The following is a 14,383-nucleotide window of genomic DNA, read 5'->3' as shown; positions in this document are numbered from 1 at the left end:
GACCGGCGGCGCGACGGGCGCGGCCGGCATCGACGGAGTGGGCGCTGCGGTGGCAGCGGTCGGCATGGCAACCCGGCCGACCGGCGGCGCGACCGGGCGGCTGAGCGCCGGCTGACCGGTCTGGATCGGGCGGTTCATGTCGAGCGACAGGTAGTTCGGCGCGGGCTGCTGGGCGGCCATCGCGGCGATGCCGGTGGCGACCACCGACACGCGCATGCGGCCATCCATCGTCGCATCGAAGGTCGAGCCGAAGATGATGTTGGCGTCACCATCGACTTCCTCGCGGATGCGGTTGGCCGCCTCATCGACTTCGTGCAGCGTCATGTCGAGGCCGCCGGTGATGTTGATGAGAACGCCCTTTGCGCCCTTCATCGAATGATCTTCCAGCAGCGGGTTGGAGATGGCGGACTCGGCCGCGACGCGGCTGCGATCCGGACCTTCCGCCTCACCCGTACCCATCATCGCCTTGCCCATCTCGCCCATGACGGTGCGGATGTCGGCGAAGTCGAGGTTGATGAGACCCGGCATGACCATCAGATCGGTGACGCCACGCACACCCATGTGCAGCACGTCGTCAGCCATCTTGAAGGCGTCCGCGAACGTCGTTTTTTCGTTGGCGATCTTGAACAGGTTCTGGTTGGGGATGACGATCAGCGTATCGACGACCTTCTCCAGCTCGGTGATGCCCTGCTCGGCCGACTGCATGCGGCGACGGCCTTCGAAGTGGAAGGGCTTGGTCACGACGCCGATGGTGAGGATCCCCTGCTCGCGCGCCGCAGCGGCGATAACGGGCGCCGCACCGGTGCCTGTGCCGCCGCCCATACCGGCGGTGACGAACACCATGTTGGCGCCGTCGAGCAGCTGCAGAATCTCGGGCAGCGCTTCCTCGGCGGCCTGCCGGCCGACCTCGGGTCGTGCACCAGCGCCCAGTCCCTGGGTGATGGTGATGCCGAGCTGGACGCGCCGATCGGCGAGCGACTGGCTCAGCGCCTGTGAATCGGTGTTGGCAACGATGAACTCCACGCCTTCCAGCGCGGCACTGATCATGTTGTTGACGGCGTTTCCGCCCGCGCCACCGACACCAATGACGGTAATGCGCGGCTTAATCTCGGACTCCGTCTGAGGGAGACTGAGGTTGATTGTCATTCGGTTTTCTCCACGCAAACGAGGGGTAATCTGCCCGGAGCGACAGCGTGAGCCTCCTGTTACGCTAGAGACCCTTCACCGACACCGGTTTCTTTTTATCTTTTGTCTATAGCCTGTGGGAACTGCCTTATCCCGCACAACATATTGCCTAAAAGTTATCCCTAATCCAACTGCCAATCCGGCCGATGCGACTCGCCGGAGCTTCGTTCGACGCTGGCTGGTTCTGCACGACCGCATGACTGTGGAGTCCGAAGGTGAGAAGCCCGGCGGCGGCGGAAAATGCGGGGCCGCCGGTCGAATCCGCAAGGCCTGCGAGCCTGAGCGGCGCGCCGGTGCGGACCTTCTTGTTGAGAATCGCGGCCGCAACTTCGGGTACGCCGTCGAGCTGACAGCCACCGCCGACCAGGACGGCGCGTCCGCCGGCCAACTTATCCACACCGCTCGCTTCGAGTCGGCTGCGCACGAGTTCGAACGTTTCTTCAACCCGGGGACGAATGATGCCGACCAGAATCGAACGCGGGATGTGGTTGGGCCGCGTGCGGTCCTCCTCGCCGATCAGTGGCACGTCGATGATGTCGTACTCATCGTTCGGCTTGATGACGGCACGGCCGATCTGCGTCTTCATCCGCTCGGCATGCGCGACCGGCGTCGACAAGCCGCGCGCGATGTCGCGCGTCACATGCTCGCCGCCCACCGGGATCGAATCGACGTGGACGAGATGGCCCTCGTAGAACACCGCGATCGAGGTCGTGCCGGCGCCCATGTCGATCAGGGTGACACCGAGGTCGCGTTCGTCGGAGACGAGGGAACTGAGACCGGCGGCGTGCGCGGCGACGACCCGGTCGGCAATCTCGAGATGGGCACGGCGCACGCAGACCTGCAGGTTGCGCATCGCGCCGCTCGCCGCGGTCACCAGATGGACATCGACGCCCAGCCGCTCGCCGAACATGCCGCGCGCATCGCGGACAGGCGTGCCGTCGACCGTGTAGCCGATGGCGGCGGAATGAATGATGTCGCGGTCGGCCGTCTCGGCGGGAAGCTGGATGTGCTGCTGCACGCGGCGCACATCGCGCTCGCCGATCTCGTGATGCCCGATTGCGACCTCGAGGCTCTGATTGTGCGAGGCCGCCGATCCGCCGCTCACGCCGACGATGACGTCCCGGACGTGCTCGCCGCACATTTCCTCTGCGGTCGACACGGCCGACGAGATCGCACGCGTCGCCGCTTCCATGTCGACGATGTTGCCAGACCGCATCCCGAGCGCGGGCTGGTGGCCGATGCCGACCACGCGGAGTCCCTGCCCGTCGACCCGGGCAACAAAGCACACGACCTTGTTCGTTCCGATGTCGAGCGCTGCAATGACGCCATTTCTCGTCTTCGCCACGATGTCCCCCGTCTTACGCGTACTCTCGCGATTTTTTGATGTTACGCTGGCCCGGGCGTCGCGTCGCCCGGATTGCGCTTCCTGAGATAAAGTTTGTCGGGGAGTCGCAGATCGACCACACCGAATTCGCGCGACAGCAGCTTGTGCTGCCCGTCGAGCTTCGCAAGATGCTGGAGGGCCGCGACGGCGTCCTCCTCCGGCAGCCAGATTTCGACGCCGTTGTTCAGGATCAGGTTCCAGCGCCGCTGCCCGACCCAGACGGCGGAGCGCAGCTGCCGCGCCACCGTGGGCTCATAGGTGAGCAGCAGCAGCAGGTCGCCGACATGGTCCGGCGCACCGGGGCCGCCCAGCAGCAGCAACGTTTCGGCGCCGGGTGGCATGCGGCTCGCGCGCACGGTCCGGCCGTTGGCGTCGATCAGCGTGTATTGGTCGCCGTTCTGCCAGATCGCCACGGCGCGGCGTTCTTTCATGGTGACATAGAGCGTGTCCGGCAGGCGGCGCTCCACGGTCGCCCATTCGACCCAGTCGATCGCCTCAAGCCGCTTGCGCGAGGCCTGGAGGTCGATGCCGAGAAGCGAGTCGCCCCGGCTCACGTTCAGCGCCGCGAGGATGTCGCTGCGTTCGACATAGTCGCGACCCTCGACCGTGACGTCCGCCAGCTTGAACGGCGTGATGGCGCCGACGACGCTGCGCGAGATTGCGTCGAACTGGTTCTGCGCCTCGACGAGCCAGCCTTCCCGCCAGGCCCACCAGCCACCACCGCCGCCGCAACCCAGCAGCAAGACGATGGCCCCGAGCAGCACCGGCTGCTTCCAGAACGGACGGCTGGCCTTGCGGATCGGTCCGCGTTTCTTGCGCCGATCATAGTCGCGGCGCGGCGCGGCACCGGCCTTCGGCGTGGCCGTCTTCTTCGCCGCGCTCAAGACGGATGCCTCGCGTTTTCGACCATCCAGGTCATGAGCTGGGACCAGGAGATTCCCGCCCATTTGGCCTGCTCCGGTGCCAGCGACAGCGGCGTCATGCCGGGCTGGGTGTTCAGCTCCAGAATCACGAGTCCCGAGGTGCCGGGCTTCGAATCGTCCCAGCGAAAGTCCGCGCGAGCCAGCCCGTTGCAGCCGAGCTCCTGATAGGCCGCGAACGCCCACTGCTTGGCGGCCTCATAAACGTCTTCCGGAACCGGCGCTGGCACGAGATGCTCGGTGATGCCGTCGGTGTATTTGGCTTCGTAGTCATAGAAGCGGGTGCGTGGCCGCAGCTCGGTCACGGCGACCGGCTTGTCGCCCATCACGGCGACGGTAAGCTCGCGGCCCGGCACGAATTTCTCGATCAGCACACGCTCGCCGAACGTCGCCTCCGCCGCCTCGACAGCCGCCAGATTGTCTCCGTCGCGCACGATGTGAACGCCGATGCTCGACCCTTGGTCGATCGGCTTCACGACATAAGGGCGCGGCATGGGATCGCCGGAGGCGAGCGAACGCCGCTCGACGACCTTGCCCTCGGCGACGCGCAGGCCGAGCGACGCAAAGATGTGCCGCGCGAGCGGCTTGTCCATGGCGATCGCCGAGGCGAGCACACCGGAATGCGTATAGGGCACGCGCATGATCTCGAGCACACCCTGGATGCAGCCGTCTTCGCCGTAGCGACCGTGCAGGGCGTTGAAGACCACATCCGGCCCGCCGCCGCCGGCGGGTCGCAGGAAATCGACCAGCGCGCGCAAGTCGCGCTTCACATCGTACTCGATGACTTCGTGCCCGCCTTCGCGCAGGCCCTCGGCACAGGCCTTGCCGCTCACCAGTGAGACTTCACGCTCGGGCGACCAACCACCCATCAGGACTGCGACGCGCGTCATTGCCCCGCCCTCCCCGCCGTTTCGCCGATACGCCGGATTTCCCATTCGAGCTGCACGCCGGTCTTTTCCAGCACGCGGCGGCGCACTTCCTCGCCCAGCCCCTCGATGTCGCCAGCCGTCGCTTCGCCGAGGTTGATCAGGAAGTTGCAATGCTTCTCGGAAACCTGGGCCGCGCCGACCCGCAGGCCGCGACAGCCCGACTGGTCGATCAGCTGCCAGGCCTTGTGGCCCGGTGGATTGACGAAGGTGGAGCCGCCGGTGCGGCTGCGTGGTTGGGAGTCGGTGCGGGCGGCATCGATCTCGGCGATGCGACGGGCGATGGCCAGCTGGTCGCCCGGCGTCGTGCGCAGCCGCGCCGCCGTGAATATCCAGTCCGGCGGCGCGTCGCTATGGCGATAGCTGAAGCCAAGCGCGGACGCCGCAATCACGTGGACCTTGCCCGCCCGATCGACCGCTTCAGCGGACACGAGGACCTGGGACAGGTCGCCCTCATAGGCGCCGGCGTTCATGCGCAGCGCCCCGCCGATCGTGCCGGGAATGCCGCTCAGGAACTCGAGGCCGGCCAGTGCATGACCACGCGCCGTCAGCGCGACGTTGAGGTCGAGCGCGCCGGCGCCCGCCACGATCTCGTGGCCTTCGACCGAGATGCCGGTGAAGCCGCGCAGCAGGCGGATCACCACGCCCTTCACGCCGCCATCGCGCACGAGGATGTTGGAGCCGACGCCCAGCACCGTGACCGGCACGTCGGACGGCAGAGCGGCCATGAACGTTGCCAGATCCTCGACATCGGCCGGCCTGAACAGGACTTCGGCCGGCCCGCCGGCGCGAAACCAGGTCTGCGGTCCCAGCGCCGCGTCTGCCGTGAGGCGTCCGCGCGGCCGGGCCAGCCGGTCGATCAGATGGGGCGTCGAGGCGGCGACAGCCATCATGCCGCCGATCCGCCGTGGGGGCTCGCATCGTTGGCGATGGCACGCGGACCGGCCTTCTCGGCCGCGAGCTGCTGGATCTGACCGGGCAGCGCGTGCGCCCAGGCCGTGATGTTGCCGGCGCCCAGGCAAACCACCACGTCACCGGGACGAGCGATCTGCCAGATCATTTCCGGAAGCTCGCCAGGCCCGGTGAGCGGCATCACGTCGCGATGGCCGGCGCGCTGCGCCAGGCCCACGAGCATGTCGCGATTGACGCCCTCGATCGGCGCTTCGCCCGCGGCATAGACGTCGGCGATGATCACGGCATCGGCATCGGAGAAGCAGGTGGCGAACTCGGTGCGCAGTGCGCCGAGACGCGAGTAGCGGTGCGGCTGCATGACGGCGATGACCCGGCCCGAGCCGCCATAGGCCTGGCGGGCGGCCCGCAGCACGGCCGCGATTTCCACCGGATGGTGGCCGTAATCGTCGATCACCGTGATGCCATGGGCCTCACCGGTCTTGGTGAAGCGCCGCTTGACGCCCGCGAACGAGCCGAGCGCGCGACGGATCGTGTCGTCCGGCAGGCCCATCTCCTGGGCGACGGCGATGGCCGCCAACGCGTTCTGGACGTTGTGCTGGCCGAACATCGGCAGACGCATGCCGGTGATGGTCCGCGATTCGTTGGTGGCACGATTCTCCACCATGACGTCGAAATCGGCGCCGCTGCGATCGAGCTTCAGGTTGATGGCGCGCACGTCGGCATTGGCGCCGATACCGTAGGTGATGATGCGGCGGTCGGCGACCCTCGGGATCAGCGCCTGGACCTCGGGATGGTCCGAGCAGAGGACTGCGAAGCCGTAGAAGGGAATGTTCTCGACGAAGCGCACGAAGGCGTCGCGCAGCGCGTCGAAGGTGCCGTAGTGGTCGAGATGCTCCGGGTCGACGTTTGTCACCACCGCAATGGTGGCCGGCAGTCGCAGGAACGAGCCGTCGGATTCGTCGGATTCGACGACCATCCAGTCGCCCTCGCCCAGACGGGCATTGGTGCCGTAGGCGTTGATGATGCCGCCGTTGATCACCGTCGGATCGAGACCGCCGGCATCGAGCATCGAGGCGACCAGCGAGGTGGTCGTCGTCTTGCCGTGGGTACCGCCGACCGCGATCGACCATTTGAGCCGCATCAACTCGCCCAGCATCTCGGCGCGCCGCACGACCGGGACATGGCGCGTGCGAGCGGCCAGGACCTCGGGATTGTCCTTCTTGACCGCGCTCGACACGACCATGACCTGGGCGTTACCGACATTCTCGGCGCGGTGTCCGATCATCACCTTCATGCCGAGGTCGGCGATGCGGCGTGTGTTGCCACTCTCGGCGACGTCACTGCCCTGCACCTTGTAGCCGAGATTGTGCAGCACCTCGGCAATGCCGGACATGCCGATACCGCCAATGCCGACGAAGTGGATGAGACCGAGATCGAGCGGCAACGCCCTCATGCGGCGACTCCCGTGGCTGAAGGCGAAAGGGGAAGAGAGACGAAGTCACCGACGACGTCCGCAAGCCGCGCCGCCGCGTCGGGACGGCCGGCGGCGTGGGCCGCTCTCGCCATCGCCGCAAGGCGCTCCGGCTCCTCGGTCAGGGACACGAGATGACCTGCCAAGGTGGCGGCGGTGAAGGAGGCATGCGGCAGCACGATGCAGGCACCCGTCGCCTCGAAGGCCCGCGCATTGGCGGTCTGGTGATCGTCGGCAGCGTAGGGATAGGGCACCAGGATGGATGGCCGGCCGATCGTCGCCAACTCCGCCACCGTCGAGGCGCCGGAGCGACCGATCACGAGATGCGCGGCCGCCATGCGCTGAGGCAGATCGGCGAAGAACGGCGCGATCTCGGCGACGACACCCGCCCGGACGTAACTGGTGCGCACCCGGTCGATGCTTTCGGGACGGCACTGCTGCACGATGCGCAGGCGCGACCGCAGGGCCTGAGGCAGGGACAGAACGGCCTGCGGCACGACCTCGCCGAACGAGGCGGCGCCCTGGCTGCCGCCGAACACCAGAAGATCGATCACCCGCCCCTCGCCGGGCGGACGGTAGGGAGAATCGCGCAGCGCCCGCACGGTCTCGCGCACGGGATTGCCGACGAGCTGCGCCCTGGCATCCCCGTCGAGATAGCGGGTGCGGGCGAAGGAGGTCGCGACGCGGCCTGCCCCACCGAGGACGAGACGGTTGGCGCGGCCCAGCACGGCATTCTGCTCATGGAGCATCGCGGGCAACCGGCGCAGGCGAGCGGCGACCATGGTCGGCACCGAGGCATAACCGCCGAAGCCCACGACAACCGACGGGCCGATGCGGCCCAGCGCCCGCCAGGCGTCGAACAGTCCGAGGGCCAGCGAGAAGAGCGCTAGAACCTTCTTCACCGGTGAACCGGTCGGACTCGCGGAATGGATGTAGTGGATCGGCCGCCGCGACAGCGCGCCCTGCCACTGCCGGCCGCGCGAATCGGTGACCAGGGTGAAGGGTACGCCCCGCGCCTCGAGTTCGCCCGCCAGCGCCTCCGCCGGGAACACATGCCCGCCGGTGCCGCCGGTCGCCAGGACCACGGGACGCAACGCCTGCGTCATACGGCCTCCCGGAGGCCGGCATGTTCACGCGTGAGCGACAGCATCATGCCGACGCAAATCGCCATCGCCAGCGCCGAGGAGCCGCCATAGGAGATGAACGGCAGGGTCATGCCCTTGGCGGGGATCAGCTGGATGGTCGAGGCCATGTTGATCGCCGCCTGCAGGCCGAACTGGACGGCGAGGCCGGTGGCCGCGAGGGTGATGAACAGGCTGGTCTCCTTCGAGGCGCGCGACATCGAGCGCAAGGTCACGAAGGCGAACAGGCAGAGGATCATCAGACAGACGACGAGGCCGAATTCCTCGCCCGCCACCGCCATCACGAAGTCGGTATGGGCGTCGGGAAGCTGCGCCTTCACGGTGCCCTCGCCCGGGCCACGGCCGAACAGCGAGCCGTTCATAAAGGCCTCGAGCGAGGTGTTGACCTGGTAGTTGTCGCCCGAGGACGGATCGAGGAAGCGGTCGAAGCGGCTGCGCACGTGACTGAACAGGAAATAGGCGCCGACCATGCCGGCTGCGCCGGCCACCGCACCGAAGCCTGCAACCCACATCGGCAGTCCGACGACGAAGAGCTGGACGGCCCAGACGGCCGCCACCACGACGCTCATGCCGAGGTCGGGCTGGAGCACCAGCAGGGCCAGCACGCCGCCGACCAGCAGGGTCGACAGGAGATAGCCCGGCGCGCGCCGTTCGGTTCGGCTCTGTGCCAGCAGCCAGGCCGAGATCACCGCGAGGCTCGGTTTCACGAATTCCGACGGCTGCACGCTCGACAGACCGGGCACGGCGATCCAGCGCCGCGCACCCTTGATCTCGACGCCGATCACGAAAGTGGCGGCCAGCAGCACGAGGCTGCCGCAGAAGACGAGCAGCGCCAGCCGCCGTATGTGCCGCGGCGAGGCAAGCGAGATCGACAGCATGACGAGCAACGCCAGCGGCAGGAACAGGAACTGGCGCTTGGCGAAGAGGAAGGAGTCGGCGCCGATGCGCTCCGCCGCCGGCGGCGAGGCCGCGAGCGTCAGCATCACGCCGAAGGCCATGATCGCGAGGATCGCCCCGAGCGACCAGCGGTCGACGGTCCACCACCACTGGCCGATCACACTGCGATCGTCGCGCGGAACCTGGATCAAGCCGCCCTCCCCAAATTCTCGGCCCCCGGCAGAGCCCGCGCCATGGTGCGGAAGGCATCGCCGCGATGTTCGTAACTCTTCCACTGGTCCCACGAAGCGCAGGCCGGCGACAGCAGGACGACGGCATGTCCGACGGCTTCGCGTTGCGCCAGCGTGTGGGCGGCATTCAGCGCCGACTGCAGGTCGCCGCAGCGGCTGTAGGGCAGCTTGCCCTCGAGCTGTCCGGCGAACAGCTCGGTGGCCTCGCCGATCAGGAAGGCGTGGCGGATGCGATCGAAGTAGTTCGCGAGCGGCGCGACGCCGCCCTCCTTCGCCTGGCCACCCAGGATCCAGTAGATATCTTCATAGCTGGACAGGGCCCGTGCGGTCGCGTCGGCGTTCGTGGCCTTGCTGTCGTTGACGTAGACGACCTTGCCGACCGCGGCGACGCGCTCCTGGCGATGGGGCAGGCCGGGATAGGTCCGCAAGCCGGCGACGATCGCCTCGCGCGGCACGTCGAGCCAACGACAGACCGCCCAGGCGCAGGCCACATTCTGCGCATTGTGATCGCCCGGCAGGGTGAGCACGTCGGAGAAGTCGACCGTGTAGCCGTCGGCGTCGACCAGCATGCCGGCGCGATAGGAGATGCCGTTGGCCACGGGACGATCGAGCGCCACCGGAACGCAGGCGATGGCGGGGCGGGCTGCCATTTCGCGTTCGACCCGGCGCGAAGGCTCGTCCTCGGTGCCGATCACGACGCAGTCGCCGGCGCGCTGGCGGGCGAAGATGTTCTTCTTGGCCGCAACGTAGCCAACGAGATCGCCATGCCGGTCGATATGATCGGGTGTGATGTTCAGCCAGACCGCGACATCGGCACGGAAGGTCTGAAGAAGCTCGAGCTGGTACGAGGAAAGCTCCAGCACGTAGAGGCCGCCCTGTCCGAGCGGCTCGAGGTCGAGCGCGCCGCGGCCGATGTTGCCGCCCACTTCGCAGCGCGCACCGGCCTGCCGGAGAATGTGGCCGACCAGCGCCGTCGTCGTCGACTTGCCGTTCGTACCGGTGATGGCGACGAACCGCGCCTCGGGCTGCGCCCGGGCCAGCAGCTCGACATCGCAGATGATCGGTTTGCCGGCGGCGCGCGCCGCCACGGCGACCGGATGCGGCACCGGCAGCGTGCTGGGAATGCCGGGGCTGATCACCAGTGCGTCGATGCCCGACCAGTCGATCGTCACGGGATCGGCGATCCGGGCTCCGGCCTTTTCAGCCGCCGCGCGGGAGGAGGCACTGTCGTCCCAGGCGACACAGTCGATCCCGGCCGCCCTGAGGGCGCGAACGGTCGCCAGTCCGGAGCGCGCGAGCCCCAGCACGACGAACGACGAACCCTTGAGGATGGCGAGATCGATCATGCGTTACCTCAGCTTCAGGGTCGCGAGGCCGGCCATCGCCAGGATGGCGGCGATGATCCAGAAGCGGAAGACGATGGTGGGTTCGGCCCAGCCTTTCTGCTCGAAGTGATGGTGCAGCGGCGCCATGCGGAAGACCCGCTTGCCGGTCCATTTGAAGGACAGGACCTGCACGATCACCGACACGGTCTCCAGCACGAACAGGCCGCCCACGATCGACAGCACGATCTCGTGCTTGGTCACGACCGCGACCGCGCCCAGCGCGCCGCCGATGGCGAGCGAACCGGTGTCGCCCATGAACACCATGGCCGGTGGCGCGTTGAACCACAGGAAACCGAGGCCGGCGCCGACCAGCGCCGCCAGCAGCACCGCGAGTTCACCCGAACGCGGCACGTGATGCAGATAGAGATAGTTGGTGAGGATCGAGTTGCCCACGACATAGGCGATCAAGCCGAACACGGCGGAGGCCATGATGACCGGGCCGATGGCGAGTCCGTCGAGTCCATCCGTCAGGTTGACCGCATTGGAAGTGCCGGCGATCACCAGCACGCCGAAAGCCACGAAGCCCACCGCGCCGAGCGGGATCAGCACGTCCTTGAGGAAGGGCACGGCCAGCGCATAGCGCAGCGGCGGCGGCGAGGACTGCGCGATCAGATAGACGGCGACGCCGGAGGCCACGACCGCAAGAGCGAGCTTGAGCTTGCCCGGGACACCCTTGGGGTTGCGCTTGGTGACCTTGAGATAGTCGTCCATGAATCCCACGGCGCCGAAGGCGAGCGTGACAGCGAGCACGATCCAGACATAGCGGTTGGTGAGGTCGGCCCACAGCAACGTCGCGACCGACAGAGTGATCAGGATCAGCAGGCCGCCCATCGTCGGCGTGCCCTTCTTGGTCATCAGGTGGCTGGCCGGTCCGTCGTCGCGGATCGGCTGTCCCTGCTTCTGCTTGCTGCGCAGCCAGCGGATGAGCGCACCGCCGATCAGGAAGCTCAGCACCAGCGCCGTCAGGAAGGCGGCGATCGACCTGAACGTCAGGTACCGGAACAGGTTGAAGGGCGTGAACTGGTCCGCCAGGGGATAGAGAAGATTGTAGAACATCCTAGCGTCCCGCCTCGCCGCCGCTGGCCGCCACGATGGCGTCCACGACGATCTTCATTTTGGATCCCAGCGAACCCTTCACTGCGACCACGTCCCCTGCCTTCAGCGCGGCAGCCACTTCGCCTGCCAGCGCCGCCGAATCCGGCCGGTGCGCGCCGCGTTGCGCCGGCGAGAGACCCTGCCACAGCGCCTGCATATGCGGCCCGCACAGGAAGACCTGGGTCGCACCGCTCGCTGCCACGGCATCGGCGAGACCGGCGTGATAGGCATCGGCCTCCTCGCCCAGCTCGCGCATGTCGCCCAGCGCCAGGATCCGCCGTGCGCCCGGCTGCGGCTCGGTACGCGCCAACACCGAGAGCATCGCCCGCACCGAAACCGGGTTGGCGTTGTAGCTCTCGTCGAGCAGCTCGATCGTGCCCTCGCCGAAGGCCAGCATGCGCCGCGCGCCGCGCCCCGCAGAGGCCTTCACCTCAGCCAGTGTCGCCGCCGCCTTGGCGACATCCGCGCCCAGGGCCTCGATGACGGCCAGCGCGCCGATGCTGTTCAAGACCCAGTGCTCCCCTGCCGCGCCCAGCCGATACTCGATCCTGCGACCGTGGATCAAGGCTGCAACATCACTTCCCGAATCCTGCAGGTCGCAGGAGACAAGTCGGGCCTCGGCAGCCTCGCTGCGGCCGAACCCGACGATGCGGGAAACGCCGAATTCACGGGCTTTTCCGACCAGCCTCTCGAAATGGCGGCTGTCGCGATTGAGCACGGCGACTGCGCCTTCGGACATGCCGGCGAACAGGCAGCCCTTCTCGTCGGCGATCGCTTCCTCGCTGCCCATGTGGCCGATATGGACCGGTCCGACATTGGTCACGATGCCGACATGCGCCGCGACCTGCCGGGCGAGCGGCTCGATCTCGCCGGGGTGATTCATGCCGAGCTCGAACACGCCGTACCGCACGTCGCGCGGCAGGCGCGCGAGGCTCACCGGCACGCCGACATGGTTGTTGTAGCTCGCCACGCTGGCGGAGGTCGGGGCCTGTGACGACAGCATCGCGCGCAAGGCGTCCTTGGTGCCGGTCTTGCCAACCGAGCCGGTGACGCTGGCAATGCGCGCCTTGCTGCGGCGGCGCGCGGCCACGCCCAGTTCGACCAGCGCCTTCATCGTGTCAGGAACACGCACCAGCGTGCCCTGCGCACCCTCGACCTCACGCGACACGACCGCGGCCGCGGCGCCACGCGACAAGGCGTCGGCGACGAAGCCATGACCGTCGGTCGTCTCGCCGCTCAGCGCGAAGAACAGGTCACCCTTGCCGACCGCTCGGCTGTCGAAGGTCACGCCCTGGGCTTCGAACGGCGCCGTGATCGAGGATGCGGTGAGGGCCGCCTGCACTTCGTCGGAGGTCCATAGCGCGCTCACGCACCGCCTCCGGCAAGCCCGCGCGCCTCCTCGGCGTCGTCGAAATGATGGGTGACGCCCTTGATCGTCTGGCCGGTCTCGTGGCCCTTGCCGGCGATCAGCAGCAGATCGTCCGCACTCGACAGCGCGTCCATGCCGGCGGCGATGGCGGCGTGCCGGCCCTCGACGATCTCGATCCAGTTGCGGCGGTCCTCGGCGATACCCCGCCGGATCTCGGCGCGGATCGCGGCGGGCTCCTCGCTGCGCGGATTGTCGTCGGTCACGATCGCGAGGTCGGCGAGACGTGTGGCGATTTCGCCCATCACCGGCCGCTTGCCGCGGTCGCGATCACCTCCGCAGCCGAACACGACAACGAGCTTGCCGCGCGCGAAGGGCCTCAAGGTCCGCAGCACCGTCTCCAGCGCCTCCGGCTTGTGGGCGTAGTCGACATAGACCGCGGCGCCCGAGCGATGGCGGGCCACGAGCTGCAGCCGGCCGGGAGCGCCGGTCAGATGCGCCAGGGCCTCGACAGCACGCGCCGCATCGCCGCCCGTCGCGACCACCAGGCCGAGGGCTGCGAGCGCATTGGAGGCCTGGAAACCACCAACCAGCGGCAGGTCGATCTCGCGACGCATGCCCGTCACGTCGAGGACGAGATGCTGTCCGGTCGGAGTCGGCTCGTCGGCGAGCAGGCGGAACTCCTTGCCCTTCGCACCATAGGTCCAGTAGCGGATGCCGCGTCGCGCGCAGATCGCCCGCAGCGCGTCCGCCCGGTCGCTGTCGGCATTGACGACGGCCGTGCCGCCCGGCGGCAGCAGGACCTCGAACAGGCGCGCCTTGGCGGAGAAATAGGCGTCCATCGACTGGTGGTAGTCGAGATGCTCGTGGGTGAGATTGGTGAAGGCCGCCGCCGACAGGCGCAGCCCATCAAGCCGATGCTGATCGATGCCGTGGCTCGACGCCTCAATGGCGAGATGGGAAACTCCGTCCCGCGCCAGGGCGGCGAGATCCTCGTGAAGCTGCACCGGGTCCGGTGTCGTGAGGCCACCGTCGCGCACCAGGGTCGGCGAGACGATGCCCAGCGTGCCGACGCTCGCCGCCCGGAGGCCCATCCGCTCCCATATCTGGCGCACGAAGTGCACCGTCGAGGACTTGCCGTTGGTGCCGGTGACGGCGGCGATGGTCGCGGGCTGCGCGCCGGCGAAGGCCGAGGCCATCAGCGCCACGCGACGGCGCGGATTGACGTCACGTACGACGACGATGCCGGGATCGAGCGGCGGCAACTCCGCGTCGGGCGACGCCAGGATGGCGACCGCGCCGCGCTTCACCGCATCGGCCACGAAGGCCGCCCCGTCCTGCCGGCTGCCTGCCAGGGCGGCGAAGAGATAGCCCGGCCGGACCTTGCGCGAATCGAGCGTCAGTCCGGCAAGAATGGGATCGCGCGGCAGCGCGGCAGAGGTCGCGGTTGCGTCGGCGCTCCGGCGCATG

The 14,383-nt window shown here is 68.1% G+C and carries 12 protein-coding genes; all 12 read right to left on the bottom strand.

What is annotated here, in order from left to right; genetic code table 11:
* The coding region (gene ftsZ, locus ACT6UX_RS22650) for a cell division protein FtsZ (RefSeq protein ID WP_444777412.1) at nt 1–1,146 on the bottom strand (1,146 nt) is incomplete at its 3' end.
* Nucleotides 1,147–1,294: 148 nt separating this feature from the next.
* A complete protein-coding gene (ftsA, locus tag ACT6UX_RS22645) occupies nt 1,295–2,530 on the bottom strand; it encodes a cell division protein FtsA (RefSeq protein WP_444777411.1) in 1,236 nt (411 codons plus the stop codon).
* 41 nt (nt 2,531–2,571) lie between these two features.
* Complete coding sequence (locus ACT6UX_RS22640; protein ID WP_444777410.1) at nt 2,572–3,453, bottom strand: cell division protein FtsQ/DivIB; 882 nt, start codon at nt 3,451–3,453, stop codon at nt 2,572–2,574.
* Entirely contained in the window at nt 3,450–4,379 is a 930-nt protein-coding gene (locus ACT6UX_RS22635) for a D-alanine--D-alanine ligase (protein WP_444777409.1), read from the bottom strand. The genes ACT6UX_RS22640 and ACT6UX_RS22635 overlap by 4 nt, the downstream gene beginning before the upstream one ends.
* Nucleotides 4,376–5,305: a UDP-N-acetylmuramate dehydrogenase gene (murB, locus tag ACT6UX_RS22630; protein ID WP_444777415.1), complete on the bottom strand. Its 930-nt coding sequence runs from the start codon at nt 5,303–5,305 to the stop codon at nt 4,376–4,378. The genes ACT6UX_RS22635 and murB overlap by 4 nt, the downstream gene beginning before the upstream one ends.
* Nucleotides 5,305–6,780 carry a UDP-N-acetylmuramate--L-alanine ligase gene (gene murC / locus ACT6UX_RS22625; protein ID WP_444777408.1) on the bottom strand — a complete coding sequence of 492 codons (1,476 nt, stop codon included), beginning with the start codon at nt 6,778–6,780 and terminating at the stop codon, nt 5,305–5,307. Before murC ends, murB begins: the two co-directional genes overlap by 1 nt.
* Nucleotides 6,777–7,904 (bottom strand): undecaprenyldiphospho-muramoylpentapeptide beta-N-acetylglucosaminyltransferase, encoded by a 1,128-nt coding sequence (gene murG / locus ACT6UX_RS22620; RefSeq protein ID WP_444777407.1) that lies wholly within the window; start codon nt 7,902–7,904, stop codon nt 6,777–6,779. The genes murC and murG overlap by 4 nt, the downstream gene beginning before the upstream one ends.
* Nucleotides 7,901–9,028 carry an FtsW/RodA/SpoVE family cell cycle protein gene (locus tag ACT6UX_RS22615; RefSeq protein ID WP_444777406.1) on the bottom strand — a complete coding sequence of 376 codons (1,128 nt, stop codon included), beginning with the start codon at nt 9,026–9,028 and terminating at the stop codon, nt 7,901–7,903. Before ACT6UX_RS22615 ends, murG begins: the two co-directional genes overlap by 4 nt.
* Nucleotides 9,025–10,413 carry a UDP-N-acetylmuramoyl-L-alanine--D-glutamate ligase gene (gene murD / locus ACT6UX_RS22610; protein ID WP_444777405.1) on the bottom strand — a complete coding sequence of 463 codons (1,389 nt, stop codon included), beginning with the start codon at nt 10,411–10,413 and terminating at the stop codon, nt 9,025–9,027. The genes ACT6UX_RS22615 and murD overlap by 4 nt, the downstream gene beginning before the upstream one ends.
* A gap of 3 nt (nt 10,414–10,416) precedes the next feature.
* A complete protein-coding gene (gene mraY / locus ACT6UX_RS22605) occupies nt 10,417–11,508 on the bottom strand; it encodes a phospho-N-acetylmuramoyl-pentapeptide-transferase (RefSeq protein ID WP_444777404.1) in 1,092 nt (363 codons plus the stop codon).
* A 1-nt stretch (nt 11,509) separates the two neighbouring features.
* Nucleotides 11,510–12,916 carry a UDP-N-acetylmuramoyl-tripeptide--D-alanyl-D-alanine ligase gene (locus ACT6UX_RS22600; protein WP_444777403.1) on the bottom strand — a complete coding sequence of 469 codons (1,407 nt, stop codon included), beginning with the start codon at nt 12,914–12,916 and terminating at the stop codon, nt 11,510–11,512.
* Nucleotides 12,913–14,382 (bottom strand): UDP-N-acetylmuramoyl-L-alanyl-D-glutamate--2,6-diaminopimelate ligase, encoded by a 1,470-nt coding sequence (locus ACT6UX_RS22595; RefSeq protein ID WP_444777402.1) that lies wholly within the window; start codon nt 14,380–14,382, stop codon nt 12,913–12,915. Before ACT6UX_RS22595 ends, ACT6UX_RS22600 begins: the two co-directional genes overlap by 4 nt.
* Nucleotide 14,383 lies beyond the last annotated feature (1 nt).

The sequence above is a fragment of the Reyranella sp. genome, assembly GCF_052439685.1.
Taxonomy (GTDB): Bacteria; Pseudomonadota; Alphaproteobacteria; order Reyranellales; family Reyranellaceae; genus Reyranella.
The sequence above is the reverse complement of the archived record's forward strand: the minus strand, read 5'-3'. Positions and strand labels throughout refer to the sequence as shown.

Bases quoted from the DNA above. Each gene is read 5' to 3' on its own strand.
- ACT6UX_RS22635 (WP_444777409.1), bottom strand. From the start codon at position 4,379: ATGACGCGCGTCGCAGTCCTGATGGGTGGTTGGTCGCCCGAGCGTGAA.
- murB (WP_444777415.1), bottom strand. From the start codon at position 5,305: ATGGCTGTCGCCGCCTCGACGCCCCATCTGATCGACCGGCTGGCCCGG.
- murC (WP_444777408.1), bottom strand. From the start codon at position 6,780: ATGAGGGCGTTGCCGCTCGATCTCGGTCTCATCCACTTCGTCGGCATT.
- murG (WP_444777407.1), bottom strand. From the start codon at position 7,904: ATGACGCAGGCGTTGCGTCCCGTGGTCCTGGCGACCGGCGGCACCGGC.
- murD (WP_444777405.1), bottom strand. From the start codon at position 10,413: ATGATCGATCTCGCCATCCTCAAGGGTTCGTCGTTCGTCGTGCTGGGG.
- mraY (WP_444777404.1), bottom strand. From the start codon at position 11,508: ATGTTCTACAATCTTCTCTATCCCCTGGCGGACCAGTTCACGCCCTTC.
- ACT6UX_RS22595 (WP_444777402.1), bottom strand. From the start codon at position 14,382: ATGCGCCGGAGCGCCGACGCAACCGCGACCTCTGCCGCGCTGCCGCGC.